Raw genomic sequence first — 19,924 nt, 5'->3', positions numbered from 1 at the left:
TTATATTGATAAACTTGATTCATTGATGTTTTTTTAATTACTTTATTTTATGCCTACTTTAGTTGCAGATAATTTAACTTATTCTTACTCTAGAAAAAATAAACCAGCTTTAAATAATGTATCGGTTTCCATAAAACCAGGAACACTAACCGCTCTTGTGGGGCCAAATGGAGCTGGTAAATCTACTCTTTTAAGATTATTGCAAGGACAACATAATCCTGATATTGGCAATATAACTATTGATGGGGAAAGTTTAGTTAATGTTAGATCGGAAGTTGCATTGATGCCCCAGCGAAGTTCGATGAATTGGAAATTTCCTATTACAGTTGAAAAACTAGTCTCATTAGGCCAAATAAAATATTCAAAATCAAAAAGCACTAATCCGTTTCAAATAAAAGATCTCCTCGCAAATCCTAAATCCTGGGTCAATAAGTGTTGTGAATTGGAAGCAACAATGCAAAGAGTTGGGATCTCAAATATCGGAAAAAGAAGACTTGATTCTCTTTCTGGCGGACAACAACAAAGGGCCCTTTTGGCTAAAACTTTAATTTCTCCGGCAAGGATTCTTCTTTTAGATGAACCATGCGCGGCATTGGATCCTCCTGCTAAAGATGATTTTCTCAAGATAGTACGTCAGCTTGCAGATGCGGGCTTATCTTTATTTATAAGTAGTCATGATTGGGGAGATTCTTTAAATAGTTATGATCAAGTAATTGTTCTCGATAAAACAGTACTAGCTTGTGGGAGTCCAAGTTCAATAAAAGATAAATTGGAAGATATGAATATTAGTAGCTTAGAGGAAAATGCTTGTTGTGATTAAGACTATATCTGGTTTTTACTTTGAGATTGATCGCAGTTTTGGCAAATACCGAAATATTCAAGTGTATGAAACAATAATTGAAATTTTTTTGGTTTTTTATTGGGAGTATTTATATCTTTTACAGGACAACCCTCCATCTTCGATGTTGTTCCGCATTGAACACATGTCACATGGTGAATATCTCTATCAACAGGTGTGTAAAGGACTTCTCCGGTTGGGAGATGTCTAGATCTAATTAAGCCATGTTTTATAAGAACTTGAAGATTTCTATAAACTGTTGTCAAACCCATAGATTTGCCATCAATAATCAGTTGTCTATGCAATTCCTGACCGCTCAATTCATCATCACATTTATTAAGTTCTTCAAGAAGTTGCTCTTGTCTTTTGGTAATGTCAGGCTTGGTTACCATATTTTTCAAGATCTTTTTAAATCATCTTTTTTTGATCATAACGAATCATACGATTAATGTCTTTTATAAACAACTGGTGGTTAATTCCTTTAATAATTACTATTTTCTCCGGAATTTTATGCCCTGCAATGGGAACTGTATTAATAACTCATAGAAGATTATTACAAGTAAATTTAATTTCTCATTGCGTATTACCAGGACTTGCGCTCGCTTTAGCACTTGGCATTCATCCTTCAATTGGAGGTGTTATTAGTGGTCTTGTTGGTTCAATTATTGCAGAAAGTTTAACAAACAAAAAAAGTGAAAATTATGAAGCAGTAATGAATACAATTCTTGCAGGAATGCTTGGTTTTGGGGTTTTGCTTATTCCCCTTCTTGGTATAAGAATTGATTTAGAGGCAGTTTTATTTGGAGATTTATTAACTGCAAACTTTAGCGATCTATTGAGAACCATTATTGCTTTTCTGGCATTTATTTCATTAATATCTTTTGGATATGAAAAAATTGTGTATGTGGGATTAGATCCAGAAGGGGCTTCAGCTAATGGAATAAATGTCTCTTTATTAAACTTAGCTCTAAGCTTTACTACTGCGCTAGTTATTGTTAGTTCGATGTCTGCTGTCGGAGTTATTCTTGTAATTGCATTACTATCAACTCCTACTTTATTGGGACTTGATAAAGCGCAAAGTCTTAGGATTGCTATGATGAGATCTTCTTTTTTTGGGCTTTGTATTTCCTTATTAGGTTTTATACTTTCAATTGTATTTAACTTATCTCCCGGGCCAGCAATAAGCGTCATTTGCGTTGCTTCATTGGTAATTCCAAAAATTGGATTTAAATTTTAAAAAATATTTAAAGTTTGAATGTCCAATCAGAATGAATAACCTCTGCTTCAGGATTATTTTTTAAAGCAACTTTTATAGCATCTTTTTTATTGTTGGCTATTACAACTTCTTCAAATTCCTTACCGTTTTTTCTTAAACTCACCTTGAATCTCATTGAAATCTTAAATAGTTGCATCCATATTAGATTTCATTGGAATAAAAATAAAAATATTTTGAAAATATGTATTTTTTTTTAGAAATGGATTAATTATTTTGAAGCTTTTCTACCACGCTTTCTCTATCAATCTTTGCTACATCTTGTAGACCGTTAGCATCAAACCAAGGAGCGCTTTCCCAATCAAATCCTTCTCCAAAAGTATTATCTGGTGCAGCTACGTACCAATGACAGGATGTATCCGGCACATCTACTGCACACTTTGACCAATCTGCGTCCCACTGAGGAACTTGAACCCACATAACAGAGGCTAGAAAAATAGAAATAATAAAATTCATAATTGTATTTAGCAAAATTTAGAAAGATTTACTTCACATTCTTTTATTCTTTTCTTTGAATATTCTTTAAATATTGAATTGTTACCCTTTTCATAAAGGTTGTTTTGATCGTTATCTTTCTCTATAAAAAAGGTATTTTTACTTTTCATAAAATCCTCCAATCGTTGAGAAGTTTATAAGATAGTTTTGTTTTTTTTTAAAGTGGATTTATACTTAAAAATTATCCATATTTCTTTTTTAGAGGTTTTAGATTTGAACATCTTTAAATATTTAGTGAAATTTGCAAATTACTTTTAGAAATCTATTGAAAAACGATTTAAATAGTTAATATCTTTGTCTAAGGATTTATTTATCTAGATTCTTATCAAAATATCTAAGAGAATATTATGCAATGCCTCCAATAATTGAAAAATGGATGATTTCAGAAAAGGTGTAAATTATTTTTTGGTTCTTTTTTTTCATTTTTAATATACTTCTATCACATAATTACTCTAGTTATATTTAATAAATTAAATATAAATGAGGATTTATACCGTAGGCCTTTTACTTCAACTAAGTGTAGATTTATAAAGTCAGAAACTCCTCACACACATTTTTCTGATAATGCGAAGTACTCAAGCGATCGTTTGAGTACTTTTTATTTAACCTTGTGACAGTTGTTATACATGCCCATTAGGTATTTCGTCTATTGAGAATTCATGTGATATTTAATTTGTGTGTAGGAGAGTTTTATTAAATCAGTGGAAACAAGGAAACACTTGATTTAATAAAATTATTCAAGATCCCTTTTTATAGGGGTCTTTTTTTTTATTTATTGCCAAGATTATATTTAACTATTAGTTTGTTGAGTTTATCAACTCTTTCATTTTTCTCTTTTAAAGGTCTTGATAAATCAAGAACAGCAGCACAACATAAATGCCAACTTGATTTTTCTTGAAGTTCTAATTTCTTGCATATATCCCTTGGAGCCAAAATTAACGAATTTATCTCTGATATATGTTGAATTGTTTCCCATAGTTCTCCCTCTAGAAAGTCTAGTTCAATATTAGAGAGTAGTTCTGTGGCTACATAATCTCTTATTAGTTCAGTTAATTCCACAGCATTTAGAATTACATACGCTAATTTTAAGCCTTTATTAAAAGCCTTGTTTAATTATTTGAAACGTTTTTAAGTACAAAGTTTTGAATTATTATATCTATTTTCATAAAGTCAATTTAATTATCATATGAGACCTTCTTTACTTATTTAAATCTATTTCGAATCGTTTATATGTATTTTGAACTTAATTCTATTTCTTAGAAGTTTTTTATCTTCTATAAGAATAAATAAATTTCCCTAATTTTTATTCCACCAAATTATTATTTTTGTCGGTTAAATTATAAGTAGTTATGCTTTTATCAAATGAAAGTCTTTTTTGTAAGCATTTTTATTTTTTTAGGATTTATATTTCCTTCAGCTACACTTGCTTCACACATTGAATTGAGAGAATGTATTGAAATAGCACATTGTGTCAGAGAAGAATGGGATGTTAGTTCAATTGAACAGCCTTTTAAAGAAATAAGAGATATTATTAAAAACACCCCTAGATCAGTGATAGTTGAACTTGACGGCGATTATCTTCATGCTGAAGTAACAAGTAAATGGATGAAATATGTTGATGATTTAGAAGTGTCTTTTATTCCTGAAACTAGCAAATTGTTAGTTAGGTCTGAATCAAGGGTGGGTGAAAGTGACTTAGGAGTGAATCAAAAAAGAGTTAATTTGTTGAAATCTAAAGTTTTTTAAAATAACATTAACTAAATAGAGTCAAACTCTTTGATTTTGTTAAACAATTATTCTTGACTATATAAAAGCTTTTATATTAAAAAAATTTATAAATTTAATATTTATAATAAAGGTTATTTAAGGTATTATTATCTAAAGTAATTAAAGTAATTAAAGTAATTAAAGTAATTAAAGTAATTAAAGTAATTATATGATGATAAATTTAATTACATTATTAATATTTGGAACTTTATTTTTTATGGTCTATAAGAACATTAAGAAACAAAGTTTACTATTAATAGCAAAAGGTTTCTTGCAAATAGGAATTTTAATATTATTTATTGGTAGTTTTTTTAAATTGTTTCTCTCTTTACCTTCTAACATATATATTAAATTGATATTCTGTGTTACTTATGTATGGTGCACAGTAGGAATAAATGTAAATTTTATGGTTCCATTAATTGCTCTGATTGATAAAGAAATTGATAAAAAATGATAATTCAAAAGTCATTTTTAATAAATTAATTAATAAAAGTATTACCTCTCTATTGGCAAAAGGATAAAAGACAGTAGATTAAGTTTATGAAAAAATATTATCTTAATTTTTTAAGTATTTTTAAGAATAAAAAAGATACTAAGATTTATTCTATACAAGAATTAAATGAACTTCGGCAAAGAGAAAGAAAAATTCAGTTAGCGAGAAAATCTCGAGAATATATTTCAGATTTAAACAAAAAGCAAAGAATGTGGCTTGAAAAGAAAAATAGAAAGTCTAGAAATGTATCCTAAATAATCTCTAAAATATGGATTTATAAATAAATTTATAATGATTTTTTTAATGGGCTATTAAAAAGATATTAATAGTTCAGCATATCCTTATTAAATTATTTTTCAGTTCTATACTCCTTTAAACAATATTCAATCAATATCATGGATTCTTTTAGATTTCTCTGACTCTTGTTTTTAAGATCAAAGCATTCATACAATATATCAGCTGATTTTTTTAATTTATTTTTTTTCTCTTCGTTTCTTAAATTACTAGAAATACTTAAATTACGGTAAAAATTTAATCCTATTAGCAAGATCATAGATAAAAAGATGAGAGCTAAGGTTATCCTTAAATTTTTCATGAATTGAGGGTTTTTATTTATTTATTGATTAATTAATTTGTTCTATTGAAACATTTTTTAAATTATTCTGAAATAGAGCTTTAAATTACTAAATAATTATATTTATAGTATTAATATTAGTAATTGTAATTGCTGGAAGTGCGACAAAAATATATGAAACACCTTTTAACGATATATAGATATTTTTCTTCTGCATAATATTTTATTTATATTTAAGTTGTTTCAATTATTTATAATTTTCCGAATATATTGAAAGTAAAATTTGAATAGAACTTATTTATTTAAATTTTCATTAAATAAAGAATCTCTAGATCCTGTCTTGAATCTGCAATTTTTCTTTTCAAAAAACTTAAATCTTCTTGACTCATCTTTGATTCTTTAATCATCATTTCTGCTTGAGCAATAGCATGCTCAATATTTTTTATCTTAATGTCTCTTATTTCAGAATTCTCTTTACAGCTTTTTTTTGTATGTGAATCAAGCATAATTGATTTTATTAGTTACTTTAACAATTTTATTTGTTTAGCTTTTTAATTTATGATCGCATAACCAATCAAAATTAATTATTATTATTTTAGAACTTTAATCTTAACTAACCTTCTCTTCATTTGATCGAGTGGGTTTTTTTATGGTGTAATATATCTCTAGCATAAATTTTAAATTTGGAAGACTCAAAGCAACTCCCTGAAGATAATAATTCCTCTGAATCATCTCCAGATATAAAGAAAGAGAGTAATAAAGAAGAAAATGTTAAGGCATTTACTGAATTCCTTGAAACAGCAAGTAATCAAGAAAGCAAAGAAGTAAAAGTAAATTCTAATTTGAAAGGAGGAAAAGTAGAAGCCAAGAAAAATTCACTTTTTAAAAGATTTCTAAATGATGGGTTTGATGGAATTTCATCAAATCCTAATTATAAGATGTTGGCATTATTAATAATTCTTTTAATTAATTTGTCTCTCTTTTTTGTTATTGGAAACCTAGGTAAAGCTTTCTTAAGGAAAGCAGGAATAATGTAAAACTAATTATGTCTTTTTAATAATCTGTTCTTCACATTGTTAGGACTTAAAAAAAATCCATGATAATTTAATCTCAAAATTTATTTTTTAATATTGAATAACAAAGAACCAGAGAACCCAGTAGTTTATCTTTCTAATTTAATTAAGAAACTTGATGTTAGAAATAGGAATGGATTAGTGGCACTAGCTATCGTTAATTTACTAGTTATTATATTATTTAAATTTTATTTGAAAGGAACTGGATTATTATCTTGAAACTGTCTTAATCAATTATTCAGCATTCTCAAACTGTTTAGCTAACCTAAAAGATTTTTTAATTATGAGAAAAAGTCCATATGCGCCTGCAATTAAAGGCAGAACAATTAAAGGATTGGGTGAATAATCTGAATAATTTTTTACGCCTTCAACAGTTTCATATCCAGAACATTTTAGAAATAAAAAACTAAAAAATGTGATACTCCACCCAAGTATAGACAAGACCCCACCTTTTTTATCTCCTTCGTAGAATCTATCTAAACCTAGACCCCAACCTCCAATCAAAAAAATTCCTCTTACCACAGAATTCTTTTCTTTATTTTTAAGCATGACACTATAGATGTTTATTATGAACATAACTTATTTATTGAGATCTTGCGATAGTCCTGTTAAGTAAAATTACTCAAATTTAATAGTTTTCTAGAGTATTTGTAATGAATTTGCTCCAAAACATAGAATCAACCCTTACCAAAGCAAAGATTTTTAGTTTTTATAAATTTAAGTGGTACAAACATATTTTCAACAAAATATTTAAATTCATATTATTCTTTCAATGCTGAAAATACAAAAAAATTTGTAGTGAAATCTTTACTAGGAAAGCTGATTATCCTTACTCAGTAACCTTTAGAGTTTTGGTAAAAGATAATTGTTTGAGGAGTAGATTTTTTTACCATTAAGGTAAAAGGCTTTAATTATCAAATATTTAGTTTTTAAATAAAATATAGTTCTACCACTTTTATATACAAATAACTTTGCCAAGAGTTGAAAAGTCTAAAGTTAATTATTAAATTGATAAATACTATTATTTAGGATTTTAACAATGATATTGTTGGTCTAACGTAAATAAAAATCGATCCATAAATATCTTTCATAATCCTCATTTCTTCATCTAAATATATTATTGAAACTTCGCAAGACGGAGATTCTTTATTCCAGGGCAATTTATCCCAAACTCCTTTTACTGGATACCATCTATCCATGAGAAGTGTACTAAATATTGGAATTTTATTTAGTCCCTCGACTTTTGAGACTTTAGTCTTTTGCAAATTCATTTGAAGTGAATTATCTTTTAAATTTAAATCATCAGCAAGGGTAATTACTCTTCCACCAAATGTTGGAAGAAGCTTAAACCAACCAAGGATAGGGATTGTAGAAAGGCCAAAAATTATTGTGTCGAATGTAGATATGAATTCTTTTTTATTAAAATCAATATTTTGGGCAATTCTTCCAATAGTAGATAAACCAAATGATCCAACTTGCAACTGATGAAGTTTAAAAAAGAGATTACTTTTGAATTCGTCATTAAGTGCTTTTTCAATAGCCAAGAAAAATGGAGAACTCCTAAATAATTCCACTGTTGAATAAATTAGTTCCCACTCACCAGATAATTTTTCTTCTGATATTTCAAAATTTAAACATTCAAGAATTTTTATCAAAGCTTCCATCTCTTCTAATTTTTCCTGATATATGGGGGATATAAGTTTATTTAATCTTTGACCTCTATCTGTGATTGCGGCTATTTGGTATATCTTCTTTTTTACTTCATCTGTATCTTGCATAATTAAATATTTTTTTTTGATTCTATTAATAATTATCTTTCAATAGTGGATCTAGTAATACTAGTAATAAAATTACGCTCAATATTCACCCCATCTTTTTCCAATTTCGAAACCCCATTTAGATGTTAAGTTTATTACTTCTTCATGATTACTACAGTCTGACAATTCTTTCTTTTTAAAAGGATCTTTTTTTATTAATTCAGATATTTTATTTAATTGTTCAATTTTTTTTAGGAAATTTATTAAATCGCTTTCAGCCATTTTGATCTTAAGAAGTATATTTCTGATCGTAAGTAAATATATAATATAATATCCAGCCAACTCCACCAATTAAAATTGCAACCATAATATTTACCGACCAAACTATTTCTATCATTTTGTTTTTATCTACATACCTATATTAACTGAATTCATAGTGAATTTTGTACTCAAATTCATTAATTATTCAGGTATTGTATTCGAACATATTTATGGACTATATTTGTTTTTAAGTGGATATTTAAAAATGGGAGAAGCTAAAAGGAGAGAAGAACTAGGTTTGCCACCTAGAGAAAAAAAAGTAGCAAAAAATGATTCGAAAAACAAATATAACCAACTATTGAATAAATATCCATATTTTCCTTATATTTTGGGAATATCTCTTTTGATAATTTTAATAATCGATTTGGTTAACTACTATAAATAGCCATATTAAAAAAAGTCTTAATATCTTAATTTTTAATTTATATGTTTGTAATCTTTTATTTCGCATTTACAAAAATATTTTTCCATAATTAGAAAATAAAATTTAAAACTTAGAATCACAAATGTTTGATAATATAGGCACCGCGATAGTCCAAGCCGTTGGTTTTTTTGCCGTTTTTGGATTTTTTGTTTATCAGCTCATATCAGATGATAAGAAAACAACCAATACGCAGATAAAATCTCCAAGAGAAAAAGCAAATGAATTAAGAAATAAAAAGATAAAACCTAAGAAAAAAGGATTATTTGGTAAGAAAATAGAACCAATAAAAGAGGATTTAAAACCCAAGAAAAAAGGATTATTTGGTAAGAAAATAGAACCAATAAAAGAGGATTTAAAACCTAAGAAAAAAGGATTTTTTGGAAGAAAAAATTAAACCATTTAGACATTTAGGTAAACATAAGATGGGAAGTTGTTTGATTTGATCTCTGAAAGGTAATTAAATTTAAAGATTTTATACTTAATTATTATTAGCTTTTTTATGATTTGGCAATTTAAAAATTCAGCTATTTAATTCCTAAACATCATTCTCAACTGTAGGATTTTTTATCTTACTCAAAAAAGTAATTATTGTTTAAAACCTGAATGAATATTAGTTTTAGCATAATCTTTTAAAAGGATACATATTTCTCTAAATGTAAAATTTATTTTAACAAAAAAAAATTCATGCGATAATCATATGAAATTTTTAAATTATGAATAAAAAAGGTTATACAACAGAAAGCGGCGGTAGACAAAATGGGTTTGCAATTGAGCCGGAAATTAATCTAATAACAGAGGGAGAATCTAAAAAATCATTTCTCTTATTCATTGGCATTTTATTACCTTTCCTAATAGGTGGATTCTATTATTTTAAAACGCTCTAATTAAAACATTTTGTAATCCTCTTCCTTAGAGCTGTAAATTGCAATCTTAGACATTTGGAAAATTAATGACATTATATTTTTAATAGTGGTTTATAGTTTCCTTAAATTCCTCTCGAATGGAGACTTTCATTAAGTATATTTCTTATTGATTAAAGTAGTTTTTTTAATAATCCTAATAATTTTTAGTATTTTTAAAATTTTATAAAAATTGTGAATATAGTCTATTTGTTATCGTAAGTAATTATTTCAAGTGTGGTCTTTTTTTTCTCTTTTTTATCTCAAAGAGTACTTATTGTTACTAGTTCCATTAAATCTCTAGATCTCAGATAGTCTTGAAATACATCTGAATAAAATGCTTTTTTTGCAGCTATCTTTGATTCAAACTCTATTACTATGCCTAGTTGGCCCCCGTCCCAATTGTGTGAATTAGAATTTTGTACTATGTCTTTTTTTATAACAACGCCACCTACTGATCTTATCCAGGGTAAAACTGTCCTTATGTATTCGAGAAATAGATCCGCATTTGGTATGGATATTTTCTTAAGCCAGTAACTCTTTGTCATGGAATCAAAACATTTGAGTAGAATATAGCACATTGACGTGGGTATTTTTGCTCAAGCTTTTTTATCGATTTATTTAAATTTAATCAGAAAAATATCTCTTATAATCAAAAAACTAAAGGTAGAGCACAAAAAAGATTAAAAAGCTTCCGAAAAACTAGAATGCGAATCAAATTTTACTCTCAAAAATGATATCTAAAGGTTAAAAGGATTATGGGAACTTAGATGGAGTAGTTTGAAATGTCCATTTATAAAATATCCACCCTATTGATACTCTTCAAATTCTTGAACAATTTAATCTTAATGGTTTAAATCTACTCAGACCTAAAGTATTAAAAGATATCTCCAGCACTAAAATTGTAGCGAAATTTAAATCTTCTAATGAAAGGAAAATTGGAGTTGTGTTTCCGCATGTCTGAATAATTGACCAAATTTTGGAAAAGGAAAGTTAAGATTTATTACTAAGATAAAAAGGACAAAAGGGTTGTTTGGTAATAACTTTTTTAAATGATGATCTTAGGATTTGTAGTGGGATAAAGGAGCTTTATTCATGCTTAGAGAAATTAAAGACAAGATTTTTCAATAATTTCAGAAATTTATAAGTCTCTTTAACTCTTTTTTTGTCCTTTAATCCAAATATTCTTTAAAAAAATGAATATTGGTAGATATTTAAATGTCTCTTTAGGTATCTCATATGTAATGAATTTTAATAATTCCTCTATCCAATAACCCAGATCAAGACCAAATAAGTGTTTTTCTAAAAAGAACCAAAATTCATGATCAAAGACATTTCTTAAATTAAGATATATATATTCCCAATGAAATGTATTCCAATATCTTTGTAAAAAAGATGAGATTATTAGCCAACAAGTTATAAATAAAAAACTTTTTATAAATTTATAGATCTTTTTCATTATTTTCGAATCTAAAACAGAATTGATTTTTAAAAATGTCTTAGTTTTATCTTATTTGTAGATTTATATATTTCCACAAAATATAATAAAAAAAAATAAATAAATTTTTCAAAGAATTTTAATTTAATATTTTTGTAAATAAAAGAATTATTACTCTTCTTTAGATATACCTTGTGCTTTTATATTTTTATTTCTTAAATTAAATCCCAAAAATAAAAAAGATAAATAAATTATAATACTTCCAAGAAGTATTAATAATATTTTTGAAATGTCCATTACAAAATTTTTTTTTAAATATAGCTTATGAATACAAATTATTATTTAAAATTCTTAAAATTATATATTAAATTTTATTCCGCGATAATCAGAAGTAATTACTAAGCTAAGATAAACATTTAATTTATATGCCAATAGTTTTTGCTTGGAGCCTTTGTCTATCTGTTTTGGTAGTTTTATTATCAACAATTCCTTTAACAATCGGAAGAGTTAAGGCGGGTTATTCAATGGAGAATATGTCTGCGCCAAGAGCATTATTTGATGAACTGCCAGACTTTGGGAAAAGAGCTGTATGGTGTCATCAGAATTGTTGGGAAAGTATTTCTATTCATGCTCCAGCTTGCATACTGTGTTTAATTACTTTACCTAATTCAAATATCTCATTAATAGCAGCTTGGATACACCCTCTTTTACGTTTATTTTATATAGGGGCTTATGTTTTTAATGTTCCTATTGCTAGGGGATTATTGTGGGCTTCTGGACTTTTTACGACAATAGTTTTATATAAAGAAGGTTTAACAAAGATTATGTTAATTAACTAAATTAAAAAATTTCCTAACTCTTTTAATTCAAATTCATTTATTAATTTGACTTTGTTAGCTCGAGCAAGCTTTTGTGCAGATTTAGTAAAACCAGATTTTGAAACTAAAACCGCATGAGTTCCTTTCCAATAAGTTTTTCCTGCTGATATTTCTTGAATAGCGGAATTACCTATAGGTTTTTTATGATTCTTACATTGAATACAGATTCTATAATTATCAATTGAGGCTATTATATCTACACCTTGGTCCCCTGTATTAGGAGTTTCTTTAACTTTCCAACCATTTTCTTTGAGTATTTTTATACAATGATTTTCAAAAAAGATTCCTTTTTTATAGTTTTGATTTTTGTTAATTGAGGTGTTATTTTCAATTGCATTTAAACAAGTCTTTTCTATTTGACTAGCTATAAATATAAACCAGTCCTCTTTTTCCAAATTTCTGTTAGCTCCAATTATTTCATCATTTATAATGGGATTAATCTTTCGATAAGATTTCCATTTTTCAAAAAATGATTCTTGACCTGAAAAATTTTTTAAAATAACTTTTTCCGAAAAATAAGGTATACCCTCTTTAAATCTTTTTGAACCATTATTAAAAATTATTTTTATTGAATTTTCATCCAGAGGAGGATTAACAAACCACTTTTTTAATTTCTCGTTTCATAAGCATCTACATCTTTTAATCTGATTCGTTCTTCTAACAGATTGTATTTATTTTCTTCAATTAGTTTATTTAACGTTTCTAAAAAGTAATTTGCACTTAAGGCATTATTTAATTTATATTTTCTTTTTTTTAATAAAAAATTTCTGAAAATAGCTCCCAAAAATATTGTAATTAAAGAAACTAAAATAATAATATTATTATTCATTAATTTTTATATTAAGTTTTAGATTAAAAAGATTTTGTTTTTCTAATTACAAAATCATTTTTTGTAATTAAGGTAGAGTTTTTAACATCAAAACCACTGATAGCGGATATCTCACCTTCGATACCCTCTAATGTTAATTGCTCTATAATACCTTTAATAACTTCATCCTCAACTAATTTTCTATCTATTCTTTTGGGCGTTATATCTGTAAGCCATTTAGAGGTCTTTTTTTTTACAACTTCAGTTGAATTAGTTATTTTTAGGTAAATAGCCATTTTAAAACATGTTTGTTTATATTATAAGTCAAGTCTTTTTTATTCCTTATTTTTGTCATTACTTTCCCACTCAAGAAATTGAAAAATTATAATTGCAAAAATTGAGAAGAATACAATAAAAAGTCCCAACCACCCTATAAATTTGTTTTCGGTAAAAAGATTTGTAAGAGATGATGTTTCCTGATATCTTGATTCCATTTGATATTGATATGAATCCAAGACTAGAAATATATCTTTCATTGGCGAATATAATCTAATTAATTTAGATAATTAATAAAACTGTTAGACATTATAGTATTAGCCGTTTAATTCTAGAAAAGCGTTTGAAATAAAATCGGGCCTATTTCTAATAATAGAAAAATTATTTTTATTTATTAGCGTCAAAGTGACCTCTGCTTTGGTCAAAACATTTTTACTTTCGTTAACGAATTTTGAATAGATTTTTATTTTTGGACTTTTGCTTATATTAAATTGGGTCTCAATTGTTATTTTTTCTCCAAGAAGCAAAGGCTTAATATATTTTACTGAGGTTTCTATTAATGGCATTTCAAAACCATAATTGGTTAAATCAACATAATTTATACCTGCTTTTGAAAGAGCATCAATCCGACCTTCTTCAAGCCAATTAAAATAGGTACCATGCCACATAACCCCAGCATGATCTGAATGCTGTGGTAAGACTACCTTATTAATTTTCCAAATCTTTTTCATTAACTTTCAAATTTAAGAAAAGTATATGTGTATATTTATAATCAAATAAATTTAAATATTGTTAGTGAATTTGTTCCATCTTAATTAAAATAAAAATATTAAATAAATCATATTTTAAGATTATGTTTAATCGTAATAGAAAAGGAAGAAAAATGAAGAAAATATTTCAGTGGAAGGAATATTTAAATTGGAAAAAAATGACCTCATCTCAAAAAATAAATTTTAAAAGAGCGTGTTTTTTTCCCCTCTTAGTTTATTTCGTTTATATGTTCCTTTTTAAATATTCAATGGCTATTCTTTTACTTATTGGAATCTATTTCTTGGTAAGATTTAATAACAGAAGAAAATTAAATAAATAGTTTGAATTCACCCTTAAAATAATATATTTAGAATTGTTTTAATATTTGTAAATCTTTTTTTTTAGATTTATTTTCGTAAGAGAATATTTATTAAATAGTTTTTTTTATGAAAAATTTCATTTCATTTGTATGTATTTTTGTTATCTCCATTTTTTTTAGTGTTAATGACTGCTTGTCCGATGAAATTAATAGTGAATTAAATAATGATATATCTAATGAATTAAAATATGATGATGCTAAAAATGATATTAATGATAAGGCTGATCTCCCTGAAGCTTCTAATAAAGATATCTTTGGGGATGAACAAACTTTTCCATTCATAGCTGGATTAGGAAAAAATGCTGCACATTAATTCAAAATACAATTTTTTATCAAATTATTTCTAATTAAAAAATATTGAAAGGCATTCGAGTTTTAGAGCTTTCTGAAGCACTTAATGTAGAGATCTCAGATCTTTTGGCAGTTTGTGCAATCTTAAAATATAAGGCTAGTTCTAGATTGAGTATCCTAACGTTTGAAGAATGTAAAGCAATTACGGATTATTATGAAAGAAATTGTTAGATATGTTTTTGTTACGAAGATCAGATTAAATAAATCTATTCAATTTCTCTTATCATAGAAACTAGAGTTTCATGAATTTCTTCCTCTGATATTTCATTTTTAAAATTTATAATTTTATACTTACCATCATATTTAATTCTCATGAATTGACTAGAAATTTCTTCTAAATAAGCCTCCTTAAATTTTGAAATTTTTCCATAATGCCTTAAGTATTTATGTACAGATTCAATATGATCTTTATTCATATGTTTACAAACTCTTTCACTTGTCTTTGAACTAATTATTTTCATTTTATAGGTTAAATTATTATTATATTAATAATGTTTGATCAGTTTTTAGTCTCTCTATAGTTTTATTTATTAATTCTTTAACCTCCTTAACGTTGATTGCTCTGACTAATTCATTACGAAGGTTATTTGCTCCTTGGAAATTTTTACATGTCCAAGAAATATGTTTTCTGGCTATTAGTAAACCATGATTTCCCTTTTCTTTAATTAATTCATCTAAATGCTCAATAATTAACAGTAGTTTTTCTTCAACATTAGGTTCTTTAAAACCTTTAACTTTTTTAATTGCGTAATCTATCTCTCCTATTTTCCATGGAGAACCAAGTATGCCTCTCCCAATCATTAAACCATCAGCATTTGTTTTTTTTAAGCAATTAAATGCATCCTCAGGAGTCTTTATATCTCCATTAGCAATAACGGGTATTTCTAAATGCTCTTTAATTCTTCCAATCATATCCCAGTCGGCTGCCCCTGAAAACCCTTCTTTTCTTGTCCTCCCGTGCAAGGTTATCATTGTTGCACCTGAATCTTGGAGACTTAATAGAAATTCTTCTATATTTTCTTCTTTATTATCCCATCCAAGTCTTGTTTTTACTGTAACTGGAATTTTAACAGCTTTTGAAACTCTCTTTACTAATTCAACAGCTAATAAACGATCTTTAATTAAAGCACTTCCACCCCCTTTCTTTGAGATTTTTTTTACTGGACAGCCCATATTTATATCTATAAGAAATGCTCCGGAATCTTCAGCAAGTTTAGCTGCCTCTGAAACGGCAAAGGGTCTATTGTCAAAGATCTGTACTCCAATAGGACCTTGTTCTAATTCCAGTTGCTTAATTTTTTGAGTGCCATGTCCTTCCTTTAAACTTGTGGCATTTATCATTTCAGTAAATAGAAGAGAATCCGGAGCCCATTTTCTTACTAATTTTCTAAATACTTTATCTGTAACTCCTGCTAGTGGAGATAACATTACTTTACTATTTATTATTCTAGATAAACCTTTTCCTCTTAATTTTATAACTGAGGACATTATAAAAATATAATTTACGTAAACTTATTATAAGTTGATGAATTACCATTCATTGTTGTTTTTTTTTTAATTCTTAAAAGAATAATCAGATTTTTTTTTATTGTCTTAAATAGTTAATATTTTTTGCTATCTTAAAGATGAAATAAATTTTTTAGGTCTTTCTCTTTTTGATCTTTTTATTATCAATTATCATTCCAATATTTCTTTTTATTGCCCCGACTAATGTTTATGCGATTCAAGGGAATTTAGATTTGTCAAGTGCTCAGACATCAGTTGGTAAGAGGTTTGCCAAGGTCTTTTGTGATGCTAAAAAAAAGGGATTAGATTCTGAATTTGCTAGCGAGTATGCCCTAAATAATACATACCTTAAATTTGTTGCATTTCCTGATGATGATCAATATTTAGATGACCTCTGGGAATTTACATCAAATAATATTTTAGATAATTGCGGAGATAATATTAATATTAGTGATTTAAATGAATTAGAAATATTCTTTAAAGAAGAGGGGATTATTGCTTCAAATAGAGAGCTTTATTTACCGACGTTTGAAAATAATTAGCCTTAATTTTTGTGATGTACTAAAGTACAATCAGAATATTTTAAATTGATGAATTTTTTAGGTTTAAATTCTCCAGTAATTTTTATAATATCAGTAATTATTCTTATAATTTTAGGTCCAAAAAGAATAGAAAAAGGTTGGTTTTTATTCCAACGTTTATTAAAGTTTCTTTTAAGTAATAAAAATGATTTTTCTAATGAGATATTAAATGATGGCTCGCAAATAAATTTGAATTCACTAGAAAAAAGTATTACCGAAGTGAAAGAAGAGGAAAAGGCAGAGAAAGTTGGTATTAATGAAGTAAAAGAAGCGGAAAAGGCAGAGAAAGTTGGTATTAATGAAGTAAAAGAAGAGGGAAAGGCAGAGAAAGCAGTTATTAATGAAGTGAAAGAAGAGGAAAAGGCAGAGAAAGCAGTTATCAATGAAGTGAAAGAAGAGGAAAAGGCAGAGAAAGCAGTTATTAATGAAGTGAAAGAAGAGGAAAAGGCAGAGAAAGCAGTTATTAATGAAGTGAAAGAAGAGGAAAAGGCAGAGAAAGCAGTTATTAATGAAGTGAAAGAAGAGGAAAAGGCAGAGAAAGCAATTGGTATTGAAGTCAATAAAAATCTAACAAAATCAAAGTTAGAAGCAAAAGAAAAAAAGTCAGTAAAAGCAGGGGATATTGAAGTCAATAAAAAGCTAACAAAATCAAAGTTAGAAGCAAAAGAAAAAAAGTCAGTAAAAGCAGAGGATATTGAAGTCAACAAAGAGGCAAAAAAATCAAAGTCTGAGTTAATAAAAGAAAAGTCAGATAAAACAGAGGGTATTTAAGTAAACTAAGATTCAAGAAATCAAATTTAGAGAGTAAATTTTACTACTTGTATATAATTAAATATTATCTAAGCTTAATAATTCTACCTATAATCATTTTTTTATAAATTCAAAAAATATTTATATAATTATTTTTAATTAAGTAAGATTTTACATTCTATAAGATTATCTGTATTAAGAATCTAATGCGACTTCAATAGCGGCAATCAAATTATCATCGAAAGGCTTAACACTAGGTTTAAATCTTGCAATCACATTGCTATCTCTACCAATTAAGAATTTTTCAAAATTCCATTCTACATCTCCCTTTGGTTCAACCTTATTAAGAGTTGTATATGGTTCTGTAGTATTACCTTTAGCATGAACTTTTTCCATTATTTCAAATTCTACCCCATATTCAGTAGTACAAAAATTTTGTATCTTTGAAAGGGAATCCGGCTCTTGATTACCAAAATCATTGCAAGGGAAAGCAAGTATTCTCAAACCTTTTTTTGAATATATTTTGTGAAGCTTTTGTAGATCTTCATATTGAGCTGTATTGCCACAATAACTTGCTACGTTAACTATTAAAATTACATCTTTTGAAAATTCTCCAAGCTTTTTAGATTTCCCATCCGCTGAAAGAACAGGGGTGTTTTGAACATCTATTACCATATTTTTTATAAATAATTAATATAGAAGATAACATTGAATTATAGTTTTTGCGTCATTTTTAAGATCATATTTCCGTATTATTTTTATTTGTAATTATTAGTAAAAAGTCTTTTCTTAGCTTATATAATTAGTTAACAAAAAAAAAATTAATTTGGATCCTTTAGACCCTCTTACTGAGATTGTTAAATCTGGTCAAGGCTTCTCGCCTTCGATTGCTCTAGAAAGAATTTTATGGGTAATGATGGGCTTCTTCTTTCTTGGTGCCATTTTAACCTCAATGATAAAAGGCCTTAAGCAAGTCGACTGGTTTGATAACAATGCATTTTTGTTTAGTTCAAAATCCGCTAAAAGAAAAGATAAGCTTTCAAACAAGTCATCCGATAATGATTAAACATAAATTATTCAGTAATGGACAGTTTTAAATTTATTCAAAAGAAAATATTATTACTTGGTAGCGGCGAACTTGGAAAAGAGTTAGTGGTTGAAGCTAAAAGATTAGGTTTAGAAGTAATAGCTATTGATAAGTACGAAAATGCACCCGCAATGCAATTAGCTGATCATTCTTTTGTAATAAATATGAATGATAAAAAAACTTTAATAAATACGATAAAAAAAATAGAGCCTGATTTTGTAGTTCCTGAAATTGAAGCACTCTCGATAGAAGCTTTAAAGGAATTGGAAGAAGAAGGAATAAATATTGTCCCAAATGCTAGAACTGTTGAAATTACAATGAATAGGCATAAAATAAGAGATCTTGCATCTAAGGAATTAAACATAAAAACTGCAAATTTTAGTTACGTATTTAATGCTGAAGAGCTAGAGATGAAATCGTCAGAAATTGGATTCCCTCTTTTGTTAAAGCCTCTAATGAGTTCATCCGGTAAAGGACAAAGTTTAGTTAAAAGGAAAGAGGATCTTTTGTTAGCTTGGGAAGATGCTCTGAAAAACTCAAGAGGTAAGATAGAAGGTGTAATTCTCGAGGAATTTTTAAATTTTGATTATGAATTTACTCTTTTAACAGTAAGAAAAAGTAGTGGAGAAAATGTATTTTGTGAACCAATAGGTCATGAGCAATACAAAGGAGATTATCAATGTAGTTGGCAACCATTGGACATGAATGAATCTTTAATTAATGAAGCTAGAAATATGACAAATAAAATATTAAATAATCTAAATGGTTCGGGTATATATGGAGTTGAGTTTTTTGTTAGAGGCAAAGAGGTTATATTCTCAGAATTGTCTCCTAGACCTCATGACACGGGAATGGTCACCTTGGTAAGTCAAAACTTAAACGAATTTGAATTACACTTAAGAGCCTTTTTAAATCTACCAATACCAAAAATTTCCTTATTAAAGCCATCAGCAACAAGAGTAATACTTTCAGAAAAAGAATCTATTAACCCCTCATACACTGGACTTAATGAGGCACTTGAAGTAGAGAATACTAAAGTTCTAATTTTTGGGAAACCAACCTCAAAGAAAGGAAGGAGAATGGGGGTAGTCCTTTCGTCTGATGATGATTTAAATATTGCAAGAAAAAATGCTGACAAGTCAGCATCTAAAATTAAAATAGTATCCTAATTAAAATAGTATTAAATAAATATTATAAAAAAACTAC

The 19,924-nt window shown here is 27.3% G+C and carries 34 protein-coding genes; 15 read left to right on the top strand and 19 right to left on the bottom strand.

Going from position 1 to position 19,924, the window contains the following annotated elements; genetic code table 11:
- Positions 1–49 precede the first annotated feature (49 nt).
- Complete coding sequence (locus P9515_RS05435; protein WP_011820432.1) at positions 50–820, top strand: ABC transporter ATP-binding protein; 771 nt, start codon at positions 50–52, stop codon at positions 818–820.
- Between the two features lie 2 nt (positions 821–822).
- On the opposite strand, the gene P9515_RS05430 is transcribed toward P9515_RS05435, so the two are convergent.
- Positions 823–1,230 carry a Fur family transcriptional regulator gene (locus P9515_RS05430; RefSeq protein WP_011820431.1) on the bottom strand — a complete coding sequence of 136 codons (408 nt, stop codon included), beginning with the start codon at positions 1,228–1,230 and terminating at the stop codon, positions 823–825.
- Between the two features lie 56 nt (positions 1,231–1,286).
- Between P9515_RS05430 and P9515_RS05425 the strand changes: the two genes are divergently transcribed.
- Positions 1,287–2,075, top strand: a complete 789-nt coding sequence (locus P9515_RS05425) for a metal ABC transporter permease (RefSeq protein ID WP_011820430.1) — start codon at positions 1,287–1,289, stop codon at positions 2,073–2,075.
- A 7-nt stretch (positions 2,076–2,082) separates the two neighbouring features.
- Here P9515_RS05425 and P9515_RS10065 read toward each other — a convergent pair whose 3' ends face one another.
- The 4 genes from P9515_RS10065 to P9515_RS05415 form a co-directional block, all read right to left on the bottom strand.
- Positions 2,083–2,217, bottom strand: coding sequence for a hypothetical protein (locus P9515_RS10065; RefSeq protein ID WP_263969682.1), 135 nt, complete (start codon positions 2,215–2,217; stop codon positions 2,083–2,085).
- Between the two features lie 101 nt (positions 2,218–2,318).
- Positions 2,319–2,567 carry a hypothetical protein gene (locus P9515_RS05420; protein WP_011820428.1) on the bottom strand — a complete coding sequence of 83 codons (249 nt, stop codon included), beginning with the start codon at positions 2,565–2,567 and terminating at the stop codon, positions 2,319–2,321.
- 8 nt (positions 2,568–2,575) lie between these two features.
- Entirely contained in the window at positions 2,576–2,716 is a 141-nt protein-coding gene (locus P9515_RS09745) for a hypothetical protein (RefSeq protein ID WP_187146015.1), read from the bottom strand.
- Positions 2,717–3,374: 658 nt separating this feature from the next.
- Entirely contained in the window at positions 3,375–3,665 is a 291-nt protein-coding gene (locus P9515_RS05415; protein WP_011820426.1) for a hypothetical protein, read from the bottom strand.
- A 303-nt stretch (positions 3,666–3,968) separates the two neighbouring features.
- On the opposite strand from P9515_RS05415, the gene P9515_RS05410 reads away from it, so the two are divergent.
- A complete protein-coding gene (locus P9515_RS05410; protein WP_011820425.1) occupies positions 3,969–4,352 on the top strand; it encodes a DUF1499 domain-containing protein in 384 nt (127 codons plus the stop codon).
- A 561-nt stretch (positions 4,353–4,913) separates the two neighbouring features.
- Positions 4,914–5,120, top strand: coding sequence for a hypothetical protein (locus P9515_RS05400; RefSeq protein ID WP_011820423.1), 207 nt, complete (start codon positions 4,914–4,916; stop codon positions 5,118–5,120).
- A gap of 622 nt (positions 5,121–5,742) precedes the next feature.
- On the opposite strand, the gene P9515_RS05390 is transcribed toward P9515_RS05400, so the two are convergent.
- Entirely contained in the window at positions 5,743–5,946 is a 204-nt protein-coding gene (locus P9515_RS05390) for a hypothetical protein (RefSeq protein ID WP_011820421.1), read from the bottom strand.
- 177 nt (positions 5,947–6,123) lie between these two features.
- On the opposite strand from P9515_RS05390, the gene P9515_RS05385 reads away from it, so the two are divergent.
- Both P9515_RS05385 and P9515_RS09740 read left to right on the top strand, forming a co-directional pair.
- A complete protein-coding gene (locus P9515_RS05385) occupies positions 6,124–6,477 on the top strand; it encodes a hypothetical protein (protein ID WP_011820420.1) in 354 nt (117 codons plus the stop codon).
- A 93-nt stretch (positions 6,478–6,570) separates the two neighbouring features.
- A complete protein-coding gene (locus P9515_RS09740; protein ID WP_011820419.1) occupies positions 6,571–6,732 on the top strand; it encodes a hypothetical protein in 162 nt (53 codons plus the stop codon).
- 15 nt (positions 6,733–6,747) lie between these two features.
- Here P9515_RS09740 and P9515_RS05380 read toward each other — a convergent pair whose 3' ends face one another.
- From P9515_RS05380 to P9515_RS05370, 3 genes are all read right to left on the bottom strand, one after another.
- A complete protein-coding gene (locus P9515_RS05380) occupies positions 6,748–7,062 on the bottom strand; it encodes a hypothetical protein (RefSeq protein ID WP_041710619.1) in 315 nt (104 codons plus the stop codon).
- Positions 7,063–7,538: 476 nt separating this feature from the next.
- A complete protein-coding gene (locus P9515_RS05375; RefSeq protein ID WP_011820417.1) occupies positions 7,539–8,291 on the bottom strand; it encodes a PAP/fibrillin family protein in 753 nt (250 codons plus the stop codon).
- A 78-nt stretch (positions 8,292–8,369) separates the two neighbouring features.
- Positions 8,370–8,552 (bottom strand): Nif11 family protein, encoded by a 183-nt coding sequence (locus P9515_RS05370; protein WP_041710617.1) that lies wholly within the window; start codon positions 8,550–8,552, stop codon positions 8,370–8,372.
- A 244-nt stretch (positions 8,553–8,796) separates the two neighbouring features.
- Between P9515_RS05370 and P9515_RS05365 the strand changes: the two genes are divergently transcribed.
- From P9515_RS05365 to P9515_RS09735, 3 genes are all read left to right on the top strand, one after another.
- Positions 8,797–8,976 carry a hypothetical protein gene (locus tag P9515_RS05365; protein WP_041710724.1) on the top strand — a complete coding sequence of 60 codons (180 nt, stop codon included), beginning with the start codon at positions 8,797–8,799 and terminating at the stop codon, positions 8,974–8,976.
- A gap of 121 nt (positions 8,977–9,097) precedes the next feature.
- Positions 9,098–9,409, top strand: a complete 312-nt coding sequence (locus tag P9515_RS05360; protein WP_011820414.1) for a hypothetical protein — start codon at positions 9,098–9,100, stop codon at positions 9,407–9,409.
- Positions 9,410–9,728: 319 nt separating this feature from the next.
- Entirely contained in the window at positions 9,729–9,899 is a 171-nt protein-coding gene (locus P9515_RS09735) for a hypothetical protein (protein WP_011820413.1), read from the top strand.
- A gap of 278 nt (positions 9,900–10,177) precedes the next feature.
- Here the strand turns inward: P9515_RS09735 and P9515_RS05355 are convergent, their stop codons facing one another.
- Positions 10,178–10,462 carry a DUF1330 domain-containing protein gene (locus P9515_RS05355; protein WP_041710722.1) on the bottom strand — a complete coding sequence of 95 codons (285 nt, stop codon included), beginning with the start codon at positions 10,460–10,462 and terminating at the stop codon, positions 10,178–10,180.
- A gap of 605 nt (positions 10,463–11,067) precedes the next feature.
- Complete coding sequence (locus P9515_RS05350) at positions 11,068–11,373, bottom strand: hypothetical protein (protein WP_011820411.1); 306 nt, start codon at positions 11,371–11,373, stop codon at positions 11,068–11,070.
- A 404-nt stretch (positions 11,374–11,777) separates the two neighbouring features.
- Here P9515_RS05350 and P9515_RS05345 point away from each other — a divergent pair, with 404 nt between their 5' ends.
- Positions 11,778–12,191, top strand: coding sequence for an MAPEG family protein (locus tag P9515_RS05345; protein WP_011820409.1), 414 nt, complete (start codon positions 11,778–11,780; stop codon positions 12,189–12,191).
- Here the strand turns inward: P9515_RS05345 and P9515_RS09985 are convergent.
- From P9515_RS09985 to P9515_RS05325, 5 genes are all read right to left on the bottom strand, one after another.
- On the bottom strand, positions 12,188–12,625 hold the full coding sequence (locus tag P9515_RS09985; protein WP_011820408.1) for a restriction endonuclease: 438 nt from the start codon (positions 12,623–12,625) through the stop codon (positions 12,188–12,190). The two genes, P9515_RS05345 and P9515_RS09985, sit on opposite strands and share 4 nt — an antisense overlap.
- 212 nt (positions 12,626–12,837) lie before the next feature.
- Positions 12,838–13,059: a hypothetical protein gene (locus P9515_RS09980; RefSeq protein WP_011820407.1), complete on the bottom strand. Its 222-nt coding sequence runs from the start codon at positions 13,057–13,059 to the stop codon at positions 12,838–12,840.
- Positions 13,060–13,082: 23 nt separating this feature from the next.
- Positions 13,083–13,334, bottom strand: a complete 252-nt coding sequence (locus P9515_RS05335; protein ID WP_011820406.1) for a hypothetical protein — start codon at positions 13,332–13,334, stop codon at positions 13,083–13,085.
- A 39-nt stretch (positions 13,335–13,373) separates the two neighbouring features.
- Complete coding sequence (locus P9515_RS05330; protein WP_011820405.1) at positions 13,374–13,574, bottom strand: hypothetical protein; 201 nt, start codon at positions 13,572–13,574, stop codon at positions 13,374–13,376.
- Between the two features lie 57 nt (positions 13,575–13,631).
- Positions 13,632–14,045, bottom strand: coding sequence for an acyl-CoA thioesterase (locus P9515_RS05325; RefSeq protein WP_011820404.1), 414 nt, complete (start codon positions 14,043–14,045; stop codon positions 13,632–13,634).
- Positions 14,046–14,510: 465 nt separating this feature from the next.
- On the opposite strand from P9515_RS05325, the gene P9515_RS05315 reads away from it, so the two are divergent.
- Complete coding sequence (locus P9515_RS05315) at positions 14,511–14,756, top strand: hypothetical protein (protein WP_011820403.1); 246 nt, start codon at positions 14,511–14,513, stop codon at positions 14,754–14,756.
- A 244-nt stretch (positions 14,757–15,000) separates the two neighbouring features.
- Here P9515_RS05315 and P9515_RS05310 read toward each other — a convergent pair whose 3' ends face one another.
- Complete coding sequence (locus P9515_RS05310; RefSeq protein ID WP_011820402.1) at positions 15,001–15,255, bottom strand: DUF2470 domain-containing protein; 255 nt, start codon at positions 15,253–15,255, stop codon at positions 15,001–15,003.
- Positions 15,256–15,274: 19 nt separating this feature from the next.
- Positions 15,275–16,282 (bottom strand): tRNA dihydrouridine synthase DusB, encoded by a 1,008-nt coding sequence (gene dusB / locus P9515_RS05305; protein WP_011820401.1) that lies wholly within the window; start codon positions 16,280–16,282, stop codon positions 15,275–15,277.
- Between the two features lie 167 nt (positions 16,283–16,449).
- On the opposite strand from dusB, the gene P9515_RS05300 reads away from it, so the two are divergent.
- Both P9515_RS05300 and P9515_RS05295 read left to right on the top strand, forming a co-directional pair.
- A complete protein-coding gene (locus tag P9515_RS05300) occupies positions 16,450–16,842 on the top strand; it encodes a hypothetical protein (protein WP_011820400.1) in 393 nt (130 codons plus the stop codon).
- 48 nt (positions 16,843–16,890) lie between these two features.
- Complete coding sequence (locus P9515_RS05295) at positions 16,891–17,652, top strand: hypothetical protein (protein WP_011820399.1); 762 nt, start codon at positions 16,891–16,893, stop codon at positions 17,650–17,652.
- Positions 17,653–17,826: 174 nt separating this feature from the next.
- On the opposite strand, the gene P9515_RS05290 is transcribed toward P9515_RS05295, so the two are convergent.
- Positions 17,827–18,306 carry a glutathione peroxidase gene (locus tag P9515_RS05290; protein ID WP_011820398.1) on the bottom strand — a complete coding sequence of 160 codons (480 nt, stop codon included), beginning with the start codon at positions 18,304–18,306 and terminating at the stop codon, positions 17,827–17,829.
- A gap of 151 nt (positions 18,307–18,457) precedes the next feature.
- On the opposite strand from P9515_RS05290, the gene P9515_RS05285 reads away from it, so the two are divergent.
- Positions 18,458–18,697 carry a hypothetical protein gene (locus P9515_RS05285; protein ID WP_011820397.1) on the top strand — a complete coding sequence of 80 codons (240 nt, stop codon included), beginning with the start codon at positions 18,458–18,460 and terminating at the stop codon, positions 18,695–18,697.
- A gap of 17 nt (positions 18,698–18,714) precedes the next feature.
- Positions 18,715–19,887 (top strand): formate-dependent phosphoribosylglycinamide formyltransferase, encoded by a 1,173-nt coding sequence (gene purT / locus P9515_RS05280; protein WP_011820396.1) that lies wholly within the window; start codon positions 18,715–18,717, stop codon positions 19,885–19,887.
- Positions 19,888–19,924 lie beyond the last annotated feature (37 nt).

Source organism: Prochlorococcus marinus str. MIT 9515 (assembly GCF_000015665.1).
Lineage (GTDB): Bacteria > Cyanobacteriota > Cyanobacteriia > PCC-6307 > Cyanobiaceae > Prochlorococcus_A > Prochlorococcus_A marinus_P.
The sequence above is the reverse complement of the archived record's forward strand: the minus strand, read 5'-3'. Positions and strand labels throughout refer to the sequence as shown.